This is a genomic window from Paenibacillus sp. FSL R5-0519 (genome assembly GCF_037974275.1).
Classification (GTDB): Bacteria; Bacillota; Bacilli; order Paenibacillales; family Paenibacillaceae; genus Paenibacillus.
The window spans coordinates 5,637,250-5,659,386 of record NZ_CP150234.1 but is presented as its reverse complement, the minus strand read 5'-3'; the positions used below and the strand labels follow the sequence as shown (position 1 = coordinate 5,659,386).

Here is a 22,137-nt window from a genome sequence, read left to right as displayed (position 1 = left end):
TTTGTATACAAATGCTGATCTGCACCGATTGCAAGCGTTACTCCCTTTCAGCAATTTTTCAGCCAGAGCGATTATAATACTCACGGAATCCTGTAATCGAAAAGGAGTTTTGGCATGTCTAAGATGCTGCATAAGTCGTTTTATCTCATTTTGCTCGTGTTTGTTGCGGTATTTATTGCTTCGTCCCTACTGGTTCGGGCACAGTATAACTACGCCATGTATGGGGACAATCCCATTCTGGGCATGCAGCAGTGGAGTATTTTTCTCCCGGTCATTCTTTTGCTTCTTGGTTCAGGTGTCGGGTTATATGCGCTATGTCTGAAACTGAACCAATACAGACCGAAGGTAGTCATTCCCATTGTACTTTTATGTTCTCTGGCCATTCAGATCATCATCATTTTCGTATTTCCGAGAGTGCCTACCGATGATTCGCAGACCGTTCTTTCACTCGCCATGAACATGCTGTATGACCAGGATTACTCCTCGTTTGAAACGGGTGGTTATTTGCACATGTTCCCGTTCAACTACTCGATCGTACTGTACCTGAAGACGTTGCTGTACCTGTTCCCGGATAACTATCTGGTCATCAAACTGTTTAACATTTTGTTTTCAACATTAACCACATTCATGATTTACCTTATTTATAAACAAGTGAATGACAGATCCACAGAACGTGATTACGGTGTGTTGATCTTTGCAGCGACGTACCTGCCGTCCTTGTTCCTGAACAATCTGATCTATAACGATGTGATCGCCACAGCATTTCTGACATCGTGTTTATACTTTATCATTCGTTTTGTGCGTGAAAAGTCATGGAAAACCATCGTCATTGCCGCTGTTTTTCTTGCGATGGGAAACTATTTCCGAAGCATTGGTGTGATCGTGCTGATTGCTGCCATCATAACTATCCTGCTAAATATGCGGAGCCTCGGAACGAAGAAAGTTATCCTTTCCATCGCTGTGCTGGGTATGCTGTTTAATGTACCAACCTGGACTCAGAATGCGGTTCTTCAATCCTCCGGTGCCGTGAGTGAACCTGTTGGAGAGAATGCCGCACCGGTCTATATGTGGCTGAATATGGGGATTAATCTGGAGCGTTTTGGCTTCTGGGACAACATGGAGAGTTATCAGATCTATCAGAGACAGGCCAACTACAATAAGGCCGAGAGCGCAGCATTGTTCAAACAAGAGATTGGCAGCAAGCTGTCCGAAGCAAGTGCGAGTGACTTGGTGCAGATGTATTACAAAAAGATCATATGGACCTGGACCGAAGGGACATACCAGATGGACCGATACGGAATCGGCAATGAAAGTTCCATCGGTGCCGGAAGAGGAAGGGGAGGCGCAATCGCAGGGTCCTATAGTTATACCAATGCGGTAACAGAACTGTTGCAGGGGGATTCGGCTTACCGGACGGGATTACTCTGGATCGTTTATGTGATGAATTTCCTGATGTACTGTTTTATTCTCATCCGGTTAATCGGTGGAATTCGTCGTAAACGGTATGACGAAGTTTCATTGATTCTGGTCATTCTCGGATTCATCGGTTTTTATATTCTCTGGGAGATTAAGTCCAGATACATCTATCCTGTATATCCGTTGTTGGTTGTGCTGTCCTATATGGGGTTCAAAGACACGTATGACTTCATATTCCATCGTAAAGGTACCTTGGAGCAATATTCTCTGAGAAAAAGGTGATCATATGCGAAAAAAACAATATTTCATATCGGTTACGCTATTCCTGTTGCTAGGATGCTTGGTTATGCTGACAGCTTGCGATGTTATAACCGCCCAGAATATTACCAACACCGGTTCTGTGCAAGGTATGAACGGGTTTGGGATGCCAAATGGTGGCGGTCTGGGCATGAACGGAGGAACACCAAGAGGTGGAAGGGGTACCCCGGGCACGAATGATCGAACAGGCAGTCCCGACATGACGCAGGGGACGATGAATGCCGACATTACGGGTAGAATCGTCTCCGTGGAGGGAAACACAGTTACGCTGGCGTTACTTGAAATGCAGGATACCTCATCTCCAAGCATGGAATGGAAGGATACCGGAATGGAATTGAAATTGAATATAAAAGATGATGTCACTATTACTGAAGGCATGGGAATGCGGCGTTCGGGCAATGCCAGCGCAAATGGGAATTTGTCCATTCAAGTGTCTGATCTTCAAGAAGAAGACATCGTAATGGTGTGGTATAAGGACAACACTGAGACGGTAGAACGGATGAGGGTTGTTCAGTAAAAGATGATGGGATTATCGTCATTTTGTAATTGCTTACATTTGGCTTATCGGCTATTATGGAAACAACTGGTTTTTTTTGGAGGGAGTGAGCGTCATGAAACGACGGTCTAAGATGGTATGTTCGATCACTACAATGAAGGTAAGCTTAAACTGAATAATTCCGGCAGATCATTCAGATACAGTGTGGGACACATCCAGTTTCCCAGTCGATCTGAGATCTGCTGATATATAGGGATATAACTGCTCAATTTTTCTGGCGTATGCGGGGTTTATTTACTTGTGCAAATTTCTCATACACTCAGAATTTTTAAAAACCGCAGGCATAGCCTGCGGTTTTTTGCGCGCAAAAATAGGCACACGATGGCTATAAGCCATCCACACGAAATGATTAAAAAGGAGAAATGCCCATGTTATCATTAAAATATTTATTTCAAAATAACGACCTTGCCGAGATGATTCTGAAGAATTGGAGTTATGATCCCGAGTCGCTGGATATGTTTGAGTATTATCGCATATCCTCCAATGCCGTGTATCCGTTTAGAGATCAGGGAGAGGTCCGATTGCTTCGCTTTGCCCCGGTAGAGGAAAAGAATAAAATCAACCTTAGCGCTGAACTGGATTTCCTCCGTTATCTTCGAACGAATCATTATGGAGCCATGGAGGTGGTACCTGCCCATTCAGGAACAGAACTCGTAGAGACTCACACGCCGTGGGGAACATACTACGCTTCTGTATTCAAGCGAGTACCCGGATCGCAGTTAGGGAGCATTGAACTGAATGACTCCATTCTGTACAGCTATGGTGAGGCTTTGGGTGAACTGCATCATTTATCGCGATCATTCATAGCTGAGCAAAAGGAGAAGCAGCGCTGGACCTATACAGATGTTTTGGATTGGATGCAGAAGATTTTGGAGGGTTTTCCTGCGGAGACGGCTGCTCTGAACGAGGCAGAGCTTCTCCGAACGTATTTTGCAGCATGGCCGATAAACAAGCAAAATTTCGGACTTATCCACTACGATTTTGAACCGGACAATGTCTTCTATGATGAAGGTAGCCAGTCTTGTTTTGCCATTGATTTTGATGACTCGATGTATCATTGGTACGCGATGGATGTGAAGCAGAGTCTGGATAGTCTGCGTGAGGAAATCGAGCCTGAGCAATGGGAGAAGAAGCAGCAATTGTTCCTGAACGGGTACTGGTCCAAGGCGGGAGAACGTTATGATCTGGAGAGCATGTTCCCCGCATGTCGCCGGTTTGCCAATCTATATGGATACGTGCGTGTGCTACGGTCTGCCGAAGAGAAATTTTCACATGAGCCGGAATGGATGAGTGCACTCAGAGCAAAATTGAGTCAGAAGATGGCTGAACAAGCGGAGCAATTTGGTCATCCGATGTAAAGTCTACACGTAAACAGTGATCCCCATAGATTAAACATTGAACGTAAGTCACATCCCATACCAGAATCAATCCTCATAACTAACCAGCTTGGGAAATCGAATGTAGAATCCCCGAGCTGGTTTTCTGATTCTGCTTAAAGGCAGGTATGGGGAGCATAAAGGCCAAGCATGTGATAGAAGACGTTTGAAAATATGAAATTGGAAGTTTATTTGGTTAGTCGAGACTCAGGTCGAAATCAGGCTCACACATATAATCTATTGGGTACAGATCATCACGGGCCGAGATTAATGCACGGAAGTGAAGATAAAGATTATTGGGTTGTACCACAATGCCACCAACACGATGAGGTATTAGTTCAGCCACGACGAAGACATCTTCGGCATTGTTACATTTAAAAAGAACATTCTTCGGATGAATAACTTCCTCCAGGTAACTGTATGTCATCACATGAAACGTTTGTGCACGCCAGTTTGTCTTGATTACTTTATAGGACTGTGTGCGAACTAGGTCCAGATAACGTTCCAGCTGGAACGTATGTTCAAATTGCGTAATATAACCTTGTTGATCTACATCAATCGTAAACTCCACATCATAACTGACATGCATTTCATCTTTATAAGTTCCGTTCATGACCTTCATGACGTCAAAGTGTGATCCGAATGCCGGATCTTCCACATATGGAATGGTAATGAGTTCGGGGCCAACATAATCTGTGATCTTACTGTTCATGGAAGGTGGGCTGTAATACTTCGATGGCTGAAGATCAATCGACCCAATCATGCTTCCAGGAAAACCAGGGCTGCAAGTTATTCGCATAGTCATCTCCTTCGTTGTTGGTCAGTAGTTAGACGAACGAGTAAGAAGAAAGTTGCACCAGAATAAGGAAATGGAAGGTGAACGTGAATCCGGCATGTATCGTTTGAATAGGAATACTGGCACTATTTCCAATCTACCTTCTCTTTTGTTACAGTAAACCTAGGACGTATTGGAGGTATATATCATATATGGAACAAGCACTTCAGATCCTAAGTACCCGATGAAGCCAGTTTCGATGAGGAGTTCCCCAATCCAGCCTTCACAGGCGAAATGGCAGAAGAGCAACCAGCTGTTCTGCAGCTGGGCTACTATAAACAACATACGAATGTACACGCCCTTGGCTTCCGCGAGGAAGATGGGGCGTATCAAATTGTTTTGAATGAAGAAGAGGATCGGGATCTTGCAGATTCCAGGATGAGTCGCCGAGAGGTGGAGGGAACGTATCTTTTTACGGCCCCCGATGCCAGCAGCGCCTACCAATGTTTTCACGAATGGGTCATGGAGAACAGTGCCCCGTATCGCTCTTGGAGAGGAGTCCATCGAATGAATGTGAATGAACATGTAATTGAACAGCAGCCGCTTACCTTTGTGGGAATCAAACAAACATTTTCTTGTGTGGATGGTGAGAATTTAAGAGGGATTCCTAAGATGTGGCAGGAAGCTATGGCAGACGGAATTGAGGAACGTTTAAACGGGTTCAATAACGGAGCTATTCCCGGTCTGGTGGGTATCTGTGTAGATCAGCGAGAGCTGCATGAAAATCAAATGGAGTATTGGATTGCTACCTCTCACTCAGGTGAAGTGCATGAAGGTTTGGTGACAATCGAACTTCCCGCGTCCCGTTGGGTTGTATTTGAGGCCGATGGATTAGAACCGGAGGCGATACAACGATTGTGGCACCATATTATGACAGAGTGGTTTCCTTCCACTTCATATAAGCATGCAGGGATTCCGGAACTTGAAGTATATAGAGGTCACGGCACACCTCCCCAAGTCTGGATACCTGTAAAATCTGTGTGAGCAAAATTGAATTAGGAGGCCGACGATGTTATCCAACAAAGTGATTGATCATTGCCAGGAGCAAGGCTGGTGGCATGAAGATGTTCCAGCGGCATACGAAGAAGCATTACGGAAGCTTGAGATTGATCTTCATTCGGATTTTGCCCAATTTTATTTACATGCAGAGGACGGACCGACTTTTTACAGCAGGCATCAGGAGTTGTATCAGATCTGCTGGTTCATGGAGAACACCGTATATATGGAAGACATGAATGTAGCACAGCTTACACTGGGACTTCCCGAGGCGTATATTCCACTGGACAGTTTTGAAGGTGAAGGTGGATTTTTCTACAATCGTCGTACGGGAGAAGTAGTACTGGTGGAATTGGGGGAGTCCATCGAACGGTTTCTCAATGGCGAGAGCAAACCGCAGTGGGCTGATTTCAATGCTTTTCTGGAATGGTATTTCGTCCTGGAGGAGGAGACGGTGCAATGAAAGATCTGACACCGGAACATGCCGAACTGGAGCGACAAATTATAGAAACGGTAGAAGCCGGTAATGTGCTGGATGAGACGCAGCAGCATGAACAAGCCCTCATCTATTATGATCAGGCATGGGGCATGTTGCCCGAGCCGAAGATGGAATGGGAGATCGCAAGCTGGATCGCATCCTGTCATGCGAATGCACATATCGATCTGAAGCAATATGAACTGGCAAAGCCGTGGGCTGAGATATCGTTACATACGCGGAGTACGGATAGAAATACGAGTCCATTGATCGATCTCGGCATGATCTGCATGAGACTTGAACAGCATGACGAGGCGTATATGTATCTGCACCAGGCGTATGAGTTCGGCAGAGAGCGGGCATTTCAGGGAAGTTCGAAGGAAGTACTGAGTTATTATAAGGAAGAGCGGGCTAGGCGCAAGTAGAGCCAATTCCATATCCATACCATGCAACGAAAAGGGTACCCCGGTTTGGCCAAACATGACCATAGGAGTACCCTTTCAATTATTACGGCATGTTCGACTTCATCTAATCCGAAATGTTACGCGTATAGTATTCAATAATATCCTTACGACGGATAATACCGAGGAAGACACGATCGACATCCACCACAGGCACAAAATTTTGGTCTGCTGCAAGTGTCAGCATATCCTCCATCTCAGCCTCAATGAATACACATTCATTATATACCCGATTGTTAATCTCATGGACTTGAACCTGATCCATCGTATCAAAAGTCAATCCGGGTGTATTTCGCATTTTCCATAACAAATCGCCTTCGGACAGGGTAGCAACATATTTTCCATCCTGGTCAATCACGGGAATGGCGGTGTAGTGGTGCGATTCCAATTGCTCAATAGCATCTTTCATGGAAGCGGTAGACTTGATATAGGCCACTTCGGCTTTGGGGAGTAAAAAATAGCTGATTTCCATCATCGGGCTCCTTTTCAGCCTTTTGCATAGCAAAAAAGCTTTAGTATGTAATCTCACTATCCTTATTTAAACATATTATGTGAGCTTTCGGCTATTTTTAATGATAAATTCGTCAGATTTGTTTCATTGTTTAAATGGCGCTGGAAATCTATAGTGTATATTAGAGGTGATGTAACCATGAAATCCAAACGTAAATTAATGTACGGACTGCTACCCATCTTGTTTGCAGGTGGAATCGGAATGTATCTATACATGCAGAATAACAAAGAAGCAGAAGCCAAGCCCCAGACTACCGTGAATCAGTACGTAGAGCATCTGCAAAAAAAGGAGTTTGACCAGCTGTATACCTTGATGACGTCTGCTTCGCTGCAAGAGTCCGGCATGAACAAGGAACAATTTGTTGAAAAATACAATGCGATCTATTCAGGTATGGAAGTATCCACCGTCAAGGCAGAGGTTAAGCCAGTGGATATTGCCGAAACGGCGGCCGATGGCAGCAAGACCGATGCAGAGAAACAAAACCCGGATACATATGAGGTGGATTATAACCTGCAGCTGACAACTTTTTTGGGGGAAGTCAGTGAGACGCATACATTGAAACTGGTTCGACTGGAGCTTGAAGATGGAAGCAAAAGTTGGAAAATTAACTGGCAGCCCTCGCTGATCCTGAATGACATGATTAAGGGCAGTAAGGTACGCGTGAGGACACTGTTCCCTGAGCGTGGAGACATTGTGGATCGTGATGGTTTGCCACTGGCTACCAAGGGTACGATGAACGAATGGGGCATTGTACCTGGGAAACTTGGTGATAACCCGGATCAGATGATTACCCGAATCGCAAGTCATTATCAGGTTTCGGAAGATGCCATTCACAAGGCGCTTGCACAGACATGGGTGAAGCCGGAGTACTTTGTCCCGATTGGTTCAACAGAGGAGTTTGACGTGCCAGAATCTTTGAGCGGGGTTACGATGCAAAGCAAGGAAATTCGTTATTATCCACTCGGCGATGCGGCTGCGCACCTGATTGGTTACGTGCGTAAAGCCACCAAGGAAGATCTGGATAAGGATACAGAAGGCTATTATCGCGCAGAGGATTGGATTGGCAAAGCGGGTTTGGAGCAGTCCATGGAGAAACAGCTGCGTGGTGAACGGGGTGGATTGATTGAAATTACGGATGAATCCGGCAACTCCCGTGCTGAGCTTATTCGCAAGGATGCTGTAGATGGACAGAATGTTCAACTGACGATTAGCTCCAAACAACAGAAGAAATTGTATCAGACATTGTCCAGTGGTGGAGACGCCGGTGCGATGGTTCTGATGAATCCGACGGACGGCAACTTGCTGGCGTTGGTGAGCGCGCCTTCCTATAACCCGAACAAGATGGTTACAGGACTTACACAGGCAGAGTGGGATGCTTATTCGGCGAATGAGAAGCTTCCTTTTATCAATAGAGTCACTACTCGATATGCTCCAGGATCAACTTTCAAAGCAATAACTGCGGCAGCAGGCCTAATGGAGAAGGTAACGACAGCGGACAAAACCCATGAGATTTCCGGTTTGCAGTGGCGTAAGGACGACAGTTGGGGCGGATATTACGTCAAACGTGTGAAGAGTTTATCTCCGGTGAACATGGTCGACGCACTGGTGTACTCGGACAATATTTACTTTGCCATGGAAGCAATCGAAATGGGGAGCACCAAGTTTATTGATGGAATCCAGAAGTTCGGCTTTGGCGATAATTTTGGACTGGATGAACTGTATCTGAAGTCAAGCCAATATGCCAACGAAGCACATCTGGATCTGTCGTCTGAGGTATTGCTCGCGGATACGTCCTATGGACAAGGGGAGATGTTGATGTCCCCGATTCATCTGGCGTCGTCCTTTACACCTTTTATTAATGAGGGGAAACTGGTGAAGCCTGTCCTGATTGAGGGAAGAGAAAGTACAGACCCTGAGATAGTTATTACTCCGGAAGCCGCAAATACGGTTAAAGATGCCTTGAGAGAAGTTGTTTCCCGGCAGGGAGGCACAGCCCACACCTTGAATTCAATCGCTGGAGGGCTCGCAGGCAAGACGGGAACAGCCGAACTGAAAGCGAAAAAGGGAGAGAAGGGGCAGGAGAACGGATTTTTCGTAGTGTTTGATACCGACTCTCCGACCTACCTGTTAACCGCTGTAATTGAAGAAGTGAACGGCAGAGGCGGAAGCCATTATGTCGTGGATAAATTAAAGCCTTTTTTGGAAAAACTCGAGATTTCGCAGTAACTCCAATGTAATGTCTAGCCTCACAAGCATAATGAAAAGACCCGGTCACCATGTTATGGTTCTCACATGTGACCGGGTCTTTTTTTGTTCTTTTTTATTCAATATGGAATCATTTATTTCCGAGCAGTAATCATGAAGCGTGCCGAGTTGGTACGAATGCCCTTCTCGTCGCGATGTTTTTTCACAAACTGTTGGAATCGTTCAACGTCCGTTTCTACTTTTCCGAAATCAGGAATGATGGGTGCATGCGTCAGGAGAAACATCAAATCTTCGGGTGTAGCGTAATGCTCCACCACATTATATTCACGGGCCTGAATGTCATGAAAACCTGCTGTTTGAAGTTCATGCTTGTAGCGTTCCATCAAAGTGCCAGGCTGAATGCCAAGGCTCTGCCCACGGCCAAAAGCTTCTGAAATGTTGGATTTATCGTGTTCGCTGACCTGCTGGGTTAGAAAAATCCCGCCCTCAGCAAGAACCCTGAATACTTCTGATGCAGAGAACCCGGAGTGTCTGGAGGATATTACATTGAAGAAGTGATTTGGGAATGCCAGGTTCTCTGCGTCCATATGAAGAAAGCGTACATTGGAATGAGCTCCCGCAGCCCGAAGATTCTGCTGTGCGGTCTCAATCATTGCTTGAGCAAGGTCGATTCCCACCAATAACAAGGCCTTTCCCGCAATGGACAAAACAGCTTCTCCACCGCCTGTTCCAATATCCAGTAACAGATCGGACGATCGCGTACGGCGAACAACTTCCTCATAGAAGTTCCATCCGATGTTCTCCGAGACAACATTCATGGAGCTGAAGTTCCAGCCATTCGTCCGGCCTACGCGTTCATAAAAGTCAGCATAATCTATATTATTTTTCATTTACATTTCCTCCAATTGGACCAGTTGAGCCGCCAATTGATCAAGAGCAACCAACTGGACAAGAAGAGGAGACGGGCAAAGGTGACGGACAGCCAACCATTCCGCCTACAGGCGACGATGACGGCACTCCTTCCTGTATTAACGATGGAGGAAGTGATCAGTTCGGATCAAAGGAAATGGACTTTGGTTCTGGTAATCCAGAAGTTGACCAACCGCCAAGCGATCCCCAACACGTAGCACAAGAAGATCCACCTGCACCTGATAAAGTCACTCCACCTGTTGAGATCGGCAAGGAAGAACTTGAGCTGTTCATTCTCAATCAACGGCCAATCTTTGATGATATCAAACTTGCTGACGCTCCTGCCGATTTCCCTGCCTTGTTACAACAACGGAATGAGGGTAAGACGTGGATGGAGATATCCAAAGAGATCAATGTTCCAAGCGGACAGATCAGCACCAAATACGGAGCATACAAAAAGCGTGTTACTAAAATGATGCAGGATGGCGTAGCAGTCTAAGCATCTTTCATATAGCAGCATCCCCCGGTCGAACGTTGGCCGGGGTGACCAGCTGCATGCATCATACAGAACGTATGATCTCAAATTTACCAAGAAAGGGCGACATCAATGACAGAATCGGTCAAATAATATCAAATTCAAGCTGAGCTGGAGGCGTTGCTTCCACGCATGCAACGTGTATTTAAGCAAATTAAAGACATGGAGGACGAGTGGCCGAACCACTACGATCGGAATGATCCTGAAGAACAGTATCAACGTGGAATGTTCTACAGAGCAGGTGATCTGATGGACGATGCAGCAAGAGTTTTGTCCCAGGCATTTGCTGAGGTAAGGGATGAAGGGTATGTTCAACGGAATTCTAACGGTCGCTACGCGTTAAACGGAAGAGAGTTGTTCAGCAGCTCAAATATTGAATTTCTGGCTACTGATTTTGACCCGCCACGTTTGTAGCTGCTCGCGTTGAACATTACGATGGAGATTATCGATTGGTTAATCATCGTGATATTCCTCTGGATGGTCTACGTGCACGTAATAAATGAACTTGGTGAGGAAGGAGCAACCATATGAAAAATACATTGGGAGATTTACAAAATCACTTGTTCGCCCAACTTGAACGTTTGAGCGATGAGGATATAACCGGTGAAAAACTTAATGAAGAAATCACCCGAGCCAAAGCAGTTACGAGTGTAGCTTCTCAAATTATTGCAAATGGATCTCTTGTTCTGGAAGCTGCAAAACTTGCTGATGATCGGATGAATGCCAACACCATTGTTCCTGCAATGCTTAAAGGTGAAAACTGATGGCGTGGTACACACCTGAGCAGAAGAAATTTATTCATGATATCGCACAGGGTAGATATAACTCAGAAATTGCTGAATTATTTCAAGCTGAATTTGGTATTGAGGTTTCAGCAGGTCAGATGAAATCTTTTAAAGCTAATCACAAGATTAAAAGTAACGTCCCGCGTAAACGTACAACTGGCGATGAAGGTTTATTCACACGAGAACAAAAAGAATTCATCGAAAAAAATGTTGAGGGCCGACAAAATCAAGAACTCGCTGATCTAGTCAATGAGAAGTTCGATCTGCAGATCACTGCAAAGCAAATGAATACCTATAAAGCAAATCATGATTTAGTAAGTGGTTTAGATTGTCGGTTCCAAAAAGGATTAATCCCTAAAAATAAAGGAACAAAGGGCATGTACAGTGCTGGGGGCAACCATACTTCATTCAAGAAAGGACATCGCCCTCTTAATTACATGGAAGTTGGATCTGAAAGAATCAATACCGATGGATACGCGGAAATCAAGATTGCTGATCCGAACAAGTGGCGTGGAAAACACTTGATCGTTTGGGAAAAACATCACGGACGCGAAGTTCCGAAAGGTCATGTAGTCCTTTTCGGTGATGGGAATCGAATTAATCTGGATCCGGATAATTTAGTTTTGGTGTCTCGTGGCCAACTCGCAATCATGAATAAAAGAGGGTTGATTCATAAAGACGTTGAGTTAACCAGGACTGGTGTAATCATGGCAGACATCATTAAGAAGATTTCAGATCGGAGGCGGAAGAGGAAATGAGAATCGACAGCTGTCCGATACCCGCCACGTGCTCTTACTGCAGCAGTGACGTTATCTATACCAGCAACGCAGCCATTTATGGCAAAGAATATGGTAACGGCCGAGTGTACAAATGCACCGGCTGTGACGCTTATGTGGGCGTTCACACTGGAACGGATATCCCTTTGGGTCGGCTGGCCAACCGGGAGTTGCGGCAGCTCAAGAAACGATGTCATTCATTATTCGATCCTGCTTGGAAAGGTAAGAAGGTAAAACGCCGTCAGGCATACAGCATATTAGCTTTCAAGTTGGGCATCCCCGTTCATGAATGTCACTTCGGATGGTTTGACATGGACTTGTTGATTAAAGCGATTAACATTCTCCAACAGTCGGAGTGGCACAACCTTAGGAGCTGAAAACATGGCCATAAATTCCGATGTAATCAAGCTGATTAATCGAACGCTTACCCCGTTGATCGATTCCGGTTGTCACATCGATAAGATAAAAATGGTCGTGGCTGAAGGTACTGAACTGGTACAGCAAGGAACAGTTCAGACATGGTATGGAACTTTACGAGTCGAACCAGGAGACCGAGTACCGCAGGGACGTGCTTACCTTATTGAAGATCGGTATCAAGGGTCCGCATGGGTAAAATAATCGACTACCGCGATGTTTACGAACGATTAAAGGAAATTACCGCAGATAGATGGATTCGTGAACTGGATTGGTTTGAAAAGCTTTATGAGTGGAGGATGAACGATGAAAGCCGTAACGATAATTCAGCCCTGGGCAACACTGATCGCCTTGGGTGTTAAGACATTTGGAGACACGAAGTTGGGCCACAAAGCACCGCGGCCCGCTTGCTATCCATGCAGGACAGAAGGTAGCTAAAGAAGCTTGCTCGATCCCTCAAATCCGCGAAGCGTTGCTGAAATATGGTATTAACGATTGGGGTGGCTACATGCCCGACGAATACCATTTTGGAGACTATAGTGACGGACGATTCGCCTGGCAGCTCGACGACGTTGTTCAGCTGCAGGAGCCAGTGCCAGCGAAAGGCCAACTGAGTTTATGGAACTGGGAGGAATCAGGATGACAACGAGAGCAACTTTAGAAGAACCTCAGCCGTCGGCAGAAGGAAGTCTATGACTATATTTGACTATTCATTGAAGACAACGGTTATGCTCCTACGATCAGGGAGACTGCTGAAGCACTCATGGTGTCGTCATCTTCTACTATTCATTCACACATTAACACACTCATTCGTAAGGGATACCTTACACATACAGCAGGTGGCGTTCGTACCCTGGCATTGACCAAGAAGGGTAAACGGCCAAAAGTCGTAACTCAAGCGGGTATCATGAGATGGATTCAAGATCAAGGCATTGAGCAAACACATGATGCCAAAGTCTATAAGCTGTTGTCAGATCTGCAGGAAGGCATTCAATCGGGGAGGATCTGCTGATGATCAATTATCGGGATGTTAAAAAAGAAACGTGGACCAAGGAACGGATTGAGCAGCATCTGAAAGCAATTGGTGCTGAGCATCCACCTAAACGGCCTGACAAGTTGCAAAAGGCTGTAACTGCTCCACAACAGCATAACGGCAACAGCAGATACTATAAACGCGGGGGTGAGTGGTAATTGGAACGGGATTTTAGGGCGTTGCTTTTGGAGTATGAATATCCGCAAGACCTGGTAAACGGCTGGTCCGTTGAAGAATATGAGGCGGAGTGGGACGAGTTTTGCAACGAAGTTATTCCAGTATAATAAATATCCCCCGCGAGCTTGGCGGCCAGGCGGGGGATGTGGTGGATGTTATTTCCTCATTCCTCTTATTAGTATATCACAGGATAAAGGGGAATGAGGGGAATGGCGATGGCATGGGGATAAGGGGAACTCTTTGCAAAAGCATCTAAACAGGAAATACTGCGGACAAAGTTCCTGCTCGATAAATATACAGATATGGTTTCCTTAATGAGAGACTTTGAGCAATTCGAGCAGGATATGCAACAAGTTGGCATTGATGGCGAAGCAGCTCGCCGCATCGATCAGACAGACCTGCATGCTGATAAAACGGCAAACGCTACGATTCTTATAGAGAAACAACGCTGGGTATATAAGAGATATCAATTTTACACTCATCAGCTTGAAAGGGATCAACGGCTAATTAAAGACGAAGATGCACGTAAGGCGGTTGACTACAGATATGTTCAGGGGTGTTCATATAAAGAGACCTTATTGTTCTTCCGCCGTAGTTATAGCGATAGTACAGTTCGTCGCAAGCTTGTAGAGGGCACAGAGAGCATGGCCAACACCTTGAAACTTATGGGGTTTTTTGAACAGGATGACGCGGAATTTTAAGTCTTCTTATACATTTACACAACAAAAGACACAGCGGCTTAAAAGGTAAGCCGCTGTGTCTTTTTTATTCGTAATCAGTTGATTTTTCTATATGATTTGTTTTATCGAGGATTAACTTCTTGAAATCGGATACGTTTTCGACAGTGTCATCTTGTTTGTACCATAGAAAATCATTCTCTTTAGAGAAAACAAAACGATCAGAGTGCAATCCGGTATAGCTATTTAAAATAGCTAAATTCTTCTTTGATGAGATAATGAGATATGGCGGCATATCTTCAAAACGGCCCAATAACATGATTCGGCTGCTTAGGGGTATGCTAACTTCTGTTTCTAGTAGACTGTGACCTGGAGAAGACCAGATTCCACGATCTTTGTTTGTTGTCCAATGGAGACTAACTGGATTATCTGAGCAGATAAAATCACCAACCTCTGGCGGAGAATAGACTACAGCCCAATTTCTTGCACCAAGAGAAGGAAGAACAGCATCCATTGCATTCAATAGAAGGCTTACATATGTATTGTTATCAAAAGAAATTTTAAAATGTTCACCAACAACCAATCCTTTTAGTTCTTCGTACGATATTTCATCATTAACTTCTACTCCAGCATTTCTCATGCTTTCTTTGATGCCCTCGTACCGTTCAGGTGATTCGAGAATCAATTGTGAAATAAGTCAAGATATGTCCTCTAGTGGTTTGATTGAATGTTGTTTCATCCTAGATGGCGTTCTCTGGGATAACAATGCTATGTAATTAATCAGAGTATTATAATCCTTGTGGTCTTTAGGGATTTTGTGGGTTTTACATAGATCTTTAATGATGGGGGCAGAAGCATCTTCTACTATTTTAAATATGTCTTCCATTACATCAGGTTGTGTATCAGGCAAATCCACATTGTAAAGTTTTTTTCATACCCTACACTTTCTGGGACAGATTCGCGTTGATTCCCTGTTTTTTGGTCAAATACCCACAATAGGCTATTCTTATTTCCATCCTGAGTGAATAATGAGAGATGAAATGCCGGGACATAATGGTGCCTTACCTTTGTCATAAAATCACCTTTCCATGAATCCGATTTATCAGAAGAGATATTGTAAATCAAATTCTATTCACGTATTGCCTTCTCCTGCTTAGATTTGACTGTAAAGTGAAAAACTCATGACTGTAATTTGCCTGTACTATGAACACCATATGACCATTTTTCCATGTTACATTAGGAGCATAGAAAAAGGCGAGAATGAAACGCACAGCTGCTCATGCGGCATATGACTGGGGCGTTCCTCTTCTCGCCTTTTTTATATTCAGCAAAACAACCGATGGGCCAACCGGGAAGCATTCGAGTAAAGGGGAACTTCTGATAGAGTTTCTGGCTATGCTCCTTCGGTTGTTTTGCTGTTTACACAAATTATCTATATGGAGGTATAAATCATGAAACCATCTATCGGTTGTACAGTACATTATCAACGCTACGGAACACCGGGTAGAGAATACAAAAGCGAACCGAGCGCAGCGATTATTACCGAGGTCGTGAATGAAGAAGAAGGCATCGTTCATATGACAGTGCTTAACCAGATAGGCTTCCACTTTAACCGAGACGTACCTTTCTCGGAAGAACCAAAACCCGGGCACTGGAATTGGCCACCAAGGGTAGTCAATATTTCTTCGGATCAGGGAGTTACCGAGAGCCTTAAACAATTCGCCCAGAAGCTTCAGCAACCGGAAATGAGAGCGATCCTTCAGGAAACGTTTAGTGAAGCAACTCAAATTGCTAGTGAAACTCCTGATTTCTCTAAAGCATTGGAAAAATTCTTTGAAGTATCGAGTATAGAATCGGATGAAATTAATGACTCTAAAACTCTTTACAAATTACTTTCCCATGAATTGAGGAAGATGTCGCCTGAGTATACAGAAAAATATTTCAATGAAATGTTAATTCACAAGGACGGATTGGAGTATCACCTATCATTCGTTTTTCCCATGAATCTCTCAGACGAAGCGAGAGAAAAACTTAGGCTGTATAAAGGTCTGATGACGAAAAAGGATACTAGTCAATCTTCTTGATCTTCCTCAGATTCCTGGATAAAACCAATTCTTCTCGCAGGACGCTCAGGATCAGATTTGGGAACAACTGTAATCAAAAAACTTAATTGACTAACATGTTGGATTAATTGAGACCGTTGACCGTTTACGTACCCATGAAAAAACATCAAAGATGGATTGTGGTATCCAATGTCTGTGACATTCATCATGACCGATTGACCAAACGATGCAAGCTGCAAAGCTATTTCTTCATTCGGGGTCAAGTTTTTCTCAAAGTCTCTTATTTCTTCCATGAGAATCTCGTACTGAGTGTCTGCCATTTTACGTGAGCCAGGCGCAAGAGCGATATCAAACGGCGACTTTTCCAAATCAGACTTTTGGATGGACATGAAATCTTCTCGATTAAACATATACAACTTCCTCTCTTCTAGTAATGGTGCGCAAATACCATTTTAGCAGAAAGAGGAAACAACAAGTTAGAATATATGTGAAATAGCGAGGGATCAGTAGGGAACGACGGGTTTCTTCCATACCATTGGAGCTCACCCGTTTTCTGTTCCTTGACCCGATTTTGGAACTTCAGTAAAATGGTCTTGTTCTTCCTCTATAGTTACATAGTACGTATGCATTTAAAGCAAAGAGCGCAGCGTTTTTGCGGCGACCGTTTCGGGCGCATGCTTTTAGGACGTAACATCAACTTCATACATATCACACTTAAAGTCGTTCCTTCACTGGATCGGCTTTTTTTATTGGAGGTTTATATGATTAGCAGAAGACGGAAGAAGATACGCATTCGCCCCAACAAGCAGCCTGAGAAATGCAAAGGTTGTATATGGGGTAGATGGGATGGAGTGAAGCAGTTTTGTAGTAGACCTAGATGTGTTAAGGAAAGAAATATATTACAATAATCAATATAGTTAACAGGAGGTAGAAACATGGAGAACAATACCGAGCATGTTGTAATGGAAAACGTTAAACTCGATGAACCAGTAGTTAAACTGAATGAGTATTTTAATTTGATTAAAGATAGAGAAGAAACAATTATTGCTTGGAATCAGTCAGAACAAATATCATATGAAAGTAGTCCAACTATTTTTTATGATTGCTTAAGGTTGGCTTTACCTAAAGTAAATCTGAGATTAAGAAAAATATCCGGGTCTGAAGAGGGGCATTTCTATGCATTGAATAAAGGGAAAAACTCTCTGCTGATTAATTATTATGGTTCTAAAACCATCGACGTCTCAAGTGCACCAGAAGAAGATGCTTACCTTATAGGCGATCATGAAGTAGAACACATAAAAAGAGTAATGGACATAATTTTTGAATACAGCCAGATTCAACATACAGCTATGTCTAATTCTGAATGGAAGACAACAGAATGGTCTTACGCCTACAATAATTATTTATCCTCTTGTTCCACTCCTTATTTAGAGCAAGCTATCCTCAGTGTTATCACTGCATTAGAAGCTCTTTTGGTTACCGGGAGTGATCAAGTCAGTTATCGTGTATCTTTAATTGCTAGTCTTTTGATTGAAGAGGATGAAACAAAAAGAAAACAAACATTTGACTTGATTAAAGATATGTATAATTTAAGAAGCAAAGTAGTTCACGGAGATATTTCGGGATTTTTAAAAAACATCGCTAGACCAGATATTTATGATAGATACTTCAAATTAAAAGAGGTACTATCAAAAATTTTGGTCAAAACATATAAGATTCCTATGAAAACTGTTCTCTCTCAGATAGAGAATACAATCTTCAAAGCGCCAGCAGTGACCTTTGAAGATCACTAGACAACTATCACAGTGCTTATTTTGAAGGAAAATACTCCCCGATGTCGAAAAATGATGTCGAGGAGGGATTAATATGGAAATGTACAAAGAGTTTAAAAGATACTTTGGAAACAGATCAATCTCTACGGATTTACTAATGCATATTCAAAAAAGTCAGCTAGAGGAAAGAGTAATGGCATTCTACCCGGAGGATTGGTTCGGTAAAGAAAAACCAGGGGTCACATTATTCACGCAGAAAGATATTATTTCAATAAAGAAAGACACGAAAGTTTTGAGCGAAATCATTTATAAAAATTACAAGGTGACTAAACTAGACTATTTAGAACACCTTAATGATCGCTATGCCGGTTCGAAATTAACTATCACTCTGGATTCAGGAGAACAACTGATTTTTGATGCTTCCAAAGTTGATGACGAAGATTACATTCAAACATTTTCGAGTTATATCAAAATGGTATACGAATTTCTTAAGGAAGCATCCTAAATCGGGTGCTTTTTCTTTTGCTCTCATATGACGAGATGTGAGCCATTTAAAGCTTGAATAGGTGAGAATGTCCGTTTGCAGGGAACAGTCCATTGAAGAGTGGAGAACAGGCATTGAGTGAGCGTACGCACGAATATGATGATCACCGAAAAGTTGAAACCAACTCAACACAAATTAACTTTGATATCCACCTATATATTATGCATGTATGGTTTATAAAAGGAAAATATGAATATATTGTAACATCTATATTAGGAAAATATTGTATCATTAATTTTGTAGGAAAAAAATTACATACTATACTAGGAGGAATTACGTTATGAACAAAAAAAAATTGACTGCAGCTTTACTTGCAACAGCTATGCTGACACTCACATCGGTTGCATCTGCAGCTGATGTGATCAAGGAGGCTCCTTCTCAACAATCTACTGTATCTACAGCAGTAAATGGAGCTGAACAAGATTTTGTTGATATTAGAACAAAGGTCATTGATGAAACGGTATATTATCCTATGGATGCTATCATGATCAGTAACGTTACTCATACAGGAAGCACTGCATACAAAGGCGAGTTTACAACAGCAAAGGGGAATGGCGACCAACTTAATGTTTGGGTCAAAAATAATGCGTCCACTCCAGTTTACGTAACAATTAGTCGCGACGGAACTGATATACACAGTAGCTATAAGCTGGATGGAAAAGATCAAAAGACATTTAATTTTGTCCAGTATGTTCCTACAGGTGGAATCACTGGCAATTGGAAAGTGTATGTATACAACAGCGATGGCTCAAAATACAATCTCAGCATTAATGCAAGACAATTCTAATATTGTCACATTGTTTTAAGCACCTCTAGTGGGTGCTTTTTTTGTTGCCATAAATCATAGGGGGTCAAAATGGTGAAGGGCAAACCGCAATAGTCCGCCCTCTTTGCTTATTTGGATTTCATTGCTTGGATTACTGCAGTCTTATATTTGTATCGGTAAATCAAGACTAAGCAAATCCACGGGATTGTAACGGTCAATAGAGCCGTCATCATATGCGTTCACTCCTTTCAGTATTCAGGTGCCCTAACTATCGGTCTATGGGTAGGAATAGTTGGGATGGACAGATGAAGAATTTTGGAATTGGCATTTTCGAACTTCTCAATTCGAGTAGTCACTATAAGAATCGCTCTATGTACAAAGATTGTTGCTGAAATAAATGGAGGTAGAGAACATGAACATCAGAATCGTGCCAATCGATCAGATCAATGCAGCAGCCTACAACCCCCGCGTTGACCTTCAGCCTGGAGATCCAGAGTATGAAAAGATGAAGCGTAGCATCGAAGAATTCGGTTATGTGGAGCCGATCGTCTGGAATGAACGTACTGGGAACATGGTCGGTGGACATCAGCGGTATAAGATCATGGTTAACGAGCTGGGGCATACTGAACTGCAGGTGTCTGTTGTGGATCTTGACGATCAGCAGGAACGGCTCCTGAACATCGCTTTGAATAAGATATCTGGTCGTTGGGATGATGAGGCACTTGGTAGGTTGCTTGGCGAGCTGCAGTCCGATGGGGCCGATCTGGTGTTGTCCGGTTTTGACACTGAGGAGCTTAATGAACTGATCGCGGAGTTTGGCACAATGCCGGATACGGTGATTGAGGAACCCGTCGTTGAGGATGATTTCGACGTTCAAGGTGCATTGGATAATATTCAGGTTCCTGAGACACAACGAGGCGATATCTGGCAGCTTGGTCCACATAGATTGATGTGCGGGGATTCCACTAGCGAAGAGGATGTCAGTTGCCTGATGGATGGGGAGCTGGCTGACCGGGTAGTGACCGACCCGCCATACAATGTTGCTATAGAGAGCGATTCGGCGCGCTTGGCTGCCGATGGTCGCAGCAGCATACAAAATGACGACATGCCCGCAGAGGAATTCGCGGGCTTTTTGCATGACGTTTTTGAACGTTATGCTGGTTTGATGGATCCGGCAGCAGGTATTTACGTTTTTCATCCTTCATCCTATCAGAGGGAATTCGAAGACGCCATGAATGCTGCAGGTATTGTTGTTCGGAGCCAGTGCGTGTGGGTTAAGAACGCAGCATCGTTCGGCTGGTCGCAGTATCGTTGGCAGCATGAGCCAGTATTCTATGCCCACTTGAAGAAGAAGGCCCCTTCTTGGTACGGGGATCGCCGGCAAAGCACGGTTTGGCGTTCGGGATTAATGGTGGATGATCAGGATCCCTCGACGGTTTGGGAAGTATCCCGCGGCGATGTAGGGAAGTACGTCCATCCAACCCAGAAGCCGCTTGAGCTTTTGGCCATCCCAATTAAGAACAGCAGCCGACCAGGAAATACTGTTGTGGATCTCTTTGGTGGCAGCGGGTCCACGCTCATGACCTGTGACCAACTAGACCGAATCTGCAGAACCATGGAGATTGATCCAAAGTTCTGTGATGTCATCAAGCAGCGGTACCAGGAAGCTACAGGTATTAAGCCAGTGTTGATAATATAGTGAAATAATATGGTATAATTACCCACATATTTAAATTCAATATGAACTACAGGAGAATAATATGGAAAAGGAAATTATACCTATAGTAAGTGCCGCTATTGTCGCCGGAACCACTCTGGTAGTTCTGATCATTAACAAAGTCGTAGAATATTTTATGTGGAAGAGTAATTTAAACAGAAAAGGTGAAGAGAAGTATCTTGAAAGAAAAATTGATACTCTGCATTTAACTATCGTAGATATATTTGAATTGACGGCTGAAACATTAACTCTCGGAAATGAATCAGATCAAGGAATTAGATCAACAATAAAAGAAGGATTTAAGAGTGTAGATGATACTTTTAGAAAAGTAATAGCAAAAGCTTCCCCATTTTTAGATAAGAAAATAATGGATAACGAAGTAGATCATGTCTACATGCTTACAGCATCTATCAGGGAACTTATGAGACAACATGATAAAGAAGGAAATGTTAAACTTTCTATTATTGAGTCTCAAGATTTCGGATACAAGGAAATTAAGACGTTAGAGGAAGTAATACGCACTCATATTTTCTGGTTAAACGAAGCTCTCCATGAACTAAAGGATGAATTGGCAATACTTGTGAATCCTATACAAAAATCCGCACCACAATGGAAAAGTTTTGCTATGATTCTAAGTATCATTGTTAACTGTTTACTTGCCACTGCCTTATTCTTTTCATTGGTATAAAAATTGGTGAATCATCACGAGCTTCTTTAATTCAATAGTGTGGCTATACCACCTACTGTAAAGGTGGTTTTCTCTTTTCTATGTCCATTAATCAAGATGGACAAAACAAAAGGGAAGACGCGGTAACGTTTC

The 22,137-nt window shown here is 43.4% G+C and carries 28 protein-coding genes; 23 read left to right on the top strand and 5 right to left on the bottom strand.

Annotated features, from left to right (window positions below; genetic code table 11):
* Positions 1-114: 114 nt before the first annotated feature.
* The 3 genes from MKY73_RS25440 (at position 115) to MKY73_RS25430 (ending at position 3,648) form a co-directional block, all read left to right on the top strand.
* Positions 115-1,698 (top strand): glycosyltransferase family 39 protein, encoded by a 1,584-nt coding sequence (locus MKY73_RS25440; RefSeq protein ID WP_339304020.1) that lies wholly within the window; start codon positions 115-117, stop codon positions 1,696-1,698.
* Positions 1,699-1,702: 4 nt separating this feature from the next.
* On the top strand, positions 1,703-2,251 hold the full coding sequence (locus MKY73_RS25435) for a hypothetical protein (protein WP_339304019.1): 549 nt from the start codon (positions 1,703-1,705) through the stop codon (positions 2,249-2,251).
* A gap of 407 nt (positions 2,252-2,658) precedes the next feature.
* The gene (locus MKY73_RS25430; protein WP_339304018.1) at positions 2,659-3,648 is read left to right on the top strand and encodes a phosphotransferase; all 990 of its coding nucleotides are present in this window, start codon (positions 2,659-2,661) and stop codon (positions 3,646-3,648) included.
* Positions 3,649-3,862: 214 nt separating this feature from the next.
* Here the strand turns inward: MKY73_RS25430 and MKY73_RS25425 are convergent, their stop codons facing one another.
* Complete coding sequence (locus tag MKY73_RS25425; protein WP_339304017.1) at positions 3,863-4,465, bottom strand: hypothetical protein; 603 nt, start codon at positions 4,463-4,465, stop codon at positions 3,863-3,865.
* 270 nt (positions 4,466-4,735) lie between these two features.
* On the opposite strand from MKY73_RS25425, the gene MKY73_RS25420 reads away from it, so the two are divergent.
* Genes MKY73_RS25420 through MKY73_RS25410 form a run of 3 tightly spaced genes read left to right on the top strand, consistent with a single transcriptional unit; the run spans position 4,736 to position 6,397 of the window.
* Positions 4,736-5,485 carry a GyrI-like domain-containing protein gene (locus tag MKY73_RS25420; protein WP_339304016.1) on the top strand — a complete coding sequence of 250 codons (750 nt, stop codon included), beginning with the start codon at positions 4,736-4,738 and terminating at the stop codon, positions 5,483-5,485.
* 25 nt (positions 5,486-5,510) lie between these two features.
* Entirely contained in the window at positions 5,511-5,960 is a 450-nt protein-coding gene (locus tag MKY73_RS25415; RefSeq protein WP_339304014.1) for a hypothetical protein, read from the top strand.
* The gene (locus MKY73_RS25410; RefSeq protein WP_339304012.1) at positions 5,957-6,397 is read left to right on the top strand and encodes a hypothetical protein; all 441 of its coding nucleotides are present in this window, start codon (positions 5,957-5,959) and stop codon (positions 6,395-6,397) included. The genes MKY73_RS25415 and MKY73_RS25410 overlap by 4 nt, the downstream gene beginning before the upstream one ends.
* A 103-nt stretch (positions 6,398-6,500) precedes the next feature.
* On the opposite strand, the gene MKY73_RS25405 is transcribed toward MKY73_RS25410, so the two are convergent.
* Complete coding sequence (locus tag MKY73_RS25405) at positions 6,501-6,905, bottom strand: CBS domain-containing protein (protein WP_074093601.1); 405 nt, start codon at positions 6,903-6,905, stop codon at positions 6,501-6,503.
* Positions 6,906-7,082: 177 nt separating this feature from the next.
* Between MKY73_RS25405 and MKY73_RS25400 the strand changes: the two genes are divergently transcribed.
* Complete coding sequence (locus tag MKY73_RS25400; RefSeq protein WP_339304010.1) at positions 7,083-9,170, top strand: penicillin-binding transpeptidase domain-containing protein; 2,088 nt, start codon at positions 7,083-7,085, stop codon at positions 9,168-9,170.
* 113 nt (positions 9,171-9,283) lie between these two features.
* On the opposite strand, the gene MKY73_RS25395 is transcribed toward MKY73_RS25400, so the two are convergent.
* A complete protein-coding gene (locus MKY73_RS25395) occupies positions 9,284-10,039 on the bottom strand; it encodes a class I SAM-dependent methyltransferase (protein ID WP_339304008.1) in 756 nt (251 codons plus the stop codon).
* An 81-nt stretch (positions 10,040-10,120) separates the two neighbouring features.
* On the opposite strand from MKY73_RS25395, the gene MKY73_RS25390 reads away from it, so the two are divergent.
* From MKY73_RS25390 to MKY73_RS25345, 10 genes are all read left to right on the top strand, one after another.
* Entirely contained in the window at positions 10,121-10,276 is a 156-nt protein-coding gene (locus tag MKY73_RS25390) for a hypothetical protein (protein ID WP_339304006.1), read from the top strand.
* A complete protein-coding gene (locus MKY73_RS25385; RefSeq protein WP_339304005.1) occupies positions 10,216-10,557 on the top strand; it encodes a hypothetical protein in 342 nt (113 codons plus the stop codon). Before MKY73_RS25390 ends, MKY73_RS25385 begins: the two co-directional genes overlap by 61 nt.
* Positions 10,558-10,725: 168 nt before the next feature.
* Positions 10,726-11,007 carry a hypothetical protein gene (locus tag MKY73_RS25380; protein WP_339304003.1) on the top strand — a complete coding sequence of 94 codons (282 nt, stop codon included), beginning with the start codon at positions 10,726-10,728 and terminating at the stop codon, positions 11,005-11,007.
* A 113-nt stretch (positions 11,008-11,120) separates the two neighbouring features.
* Positions 11,121-11,357, top strand: a complete 237-nt coding sequence (locus MKY73_RS25375) for a hypothetical protein (protein ID WP_315936631.1) — start codon at positions 11,121-11,123, stop codon at positions 11,355-11,357.
* The gene (locus tag MKY73_RS25370; protein ID WP_339304000.1) at positions 11,357-12,136 is read left to right on the top strand and encodes an HNH endonuclease signature motif containing protein; all 780 of its coding nucleotides are present in this window, start codon (positions 11,357-11,359) and stop codon (positions 12,134-12,136) included. Before MKY73_RS25375 ends, MKY73_RS25370 begins: the two co-directional genes overlap by 1 nt.
* 399 nt (positions 12,137-12,535) lie before the next feature.
* Positions 12,536-12,772, top strand: a complete 237-nt coding sequence (locus MKY73_RS25365; protein ID WP_339303998.1) for a hypothetical protein — start codon at positions 12,536-12,538, stop codon at positions 12,770-12,772.
* Positions 12,773-12,923: 151 nt separating this feature from the next.
* The gene (locus tag MKY73_RS25360; RefSeq protein ID WP_339303996.1) at positions 12,924-13,211 is read left to right on the top strand and encodes a hypothetical protein; all 288 of its coding nucleotides are present in this window, start codon (positions 12,924-12,926) and stop codon (positions 13,209-13,211) included.
* Between the two features lie 69 nt (positions 13,212-13,280).
* Positions 13,281-13,580, top strand: coding sequence for a hypothetical protein (locus tag MKY73_RS25355; protein WP_339308757.1), 300 nt, complete (start codon positions 13,281-13,283; stop codon positions 13,578-13,580).
* Positions 13,580-13,759, top strand: a complete 180-nt coding sequence (locus MKY73_RS25350; RefSeq protein ID WP_221822389.1) for a hypothetical protein — start codon at positions 13,580-13,582, stop codon at positions 13,757-13,759. Before MKY73_RS25355 ends, MKY73_RS25350 begins: the two co-directional genes overlap by 1 nt.
* Positions 13,760-14,092: 333 nt before the next feature.
* Positions 14,093-14,479 carry a hypothetical protein gene (locus tag MKY73_RS25345; RefSeq protein WP_339303995.1) on the top strand — a complete coding sequence of 129 codons (387 nt, stop codon included), beginning with the start codon at positions 14,093-14,095 and terminating at the stop codon, positions 14,477-14,479.
* A gap of 64 nt (positions 14,480-14,543) precedes the next feature.
* On the opposite strand, the gene MKY73_RS25340 is transcribed toward MKY73_RS25345, so the two are convergent.
* The gene (locus MKY73_RS25340; RefSeq protein WP_339303994.1) at positions 14,544-15,095 is read right to left on the bottom strand and encodes a DUF4238 domain-containing protein; all 552 of its coding nucleotides are present in this window, start codon (positions 15,093-15,095) and stop codon (positions 14,544-14,546) included.
* An 811-nt stretch (positions 15,096-15,906) separates the two neighbouring features.
* On the opposite strand from MKY73_RS25340, the gene MKY73_RS25335 reads away from it, so the two are divergent.
* Positions 15,907-16,539, top strand: coding sequence for a hypothetical protein (locus tag MKY73_RS25335; protein WP_339303993.1), 633 nt, complete (start codon positions 15,907-15,909; stop codon positions 16,537-16,539).
* Here the strand turns inward: MKY73_RS25335 and MKY73_RS25330 are convergent.
* Positions 16,527-16,928: a DUF6173 family protein gene (locus tag MKY73_RS25330; protein WP_339303992.1), complete on the bottom strand. Its 402-nt coding sequence runs from the start codon at positions 16,926-16,928 to the stop codon at positions 16,527-16,529. The genes MKY73_RS25335 and MKY73_RS25330 overlap by 13 nt on opposite strands.
* 525 nt (positions 16,929-17,453) lie before the next feature.
* Between MKY73_RS25330 and MKY73_RS25325 the strand changes: the two genes are divergently transcribed.
* From MKY73_RS25325 to MKY73_RS25305, 5 genes are all read left to right on the top strand, one after another.
* Complete coding sequence (locus MKY73_RS25325) at positions 17,454-18,311, top strand: hypothetical protein (protein WP_339303990.1); 858 nt, start codon at positions 17,454-17,456, stop codon at positions 18,309-18,311.
* Positions 18,312-18,384: 73 nt separating this feature from the next.
* Complete coding sequence (locus tag MKY73_RS25320) at positions 18,385-18,795, top strand: hypothetical protein (RefSeq protein WP_339303988.1); 411 nt, start codon at positions 18,385-18,387, stop codon at positions 18,793-18,795.
* A gap of 319 nt (positions 18,796-19,114) precedes the next feature.
* Positions 19,115-19,621, top strand: a complete 507-nt coding sequence (locus tag MKY73_RS25315) for a hypothetical protein (RefSeq protein WP_339303986.1) — start codon at positions 19,115-19,117, stop codon at positions 19,619-19,621.
* Between the two features lie 391 nt (positions 19,622-20,012).
* On the top strand, positions 20,013-21,299 hold the full coding sequence (locus tag MKY73_RS25310; RefSeq protein WP_339303984.1) for a site-specific DNA-methyltransferase: 1,287 nt from the start codon (positions 20,013-20,015) through the stop codon (positions 21,297-21,299).
* Positions 21,300-21,360: 61 nt separating this feature from the next.
* Positions 21,361-22,005 carry a hypothetical protein gene (locus MKY73_RS25305; RefSeq protein ID WP_339303982.1) on the top strand — a complete coding sequence of 215 codons (645 nt, stop codon included), beginning with the start codon at positions 21,361-21,363 and terminating at the stop codon, positions 22,003-22,005.
* Positions 22,006-22,137: the final 132 nt, after the last annotated feature.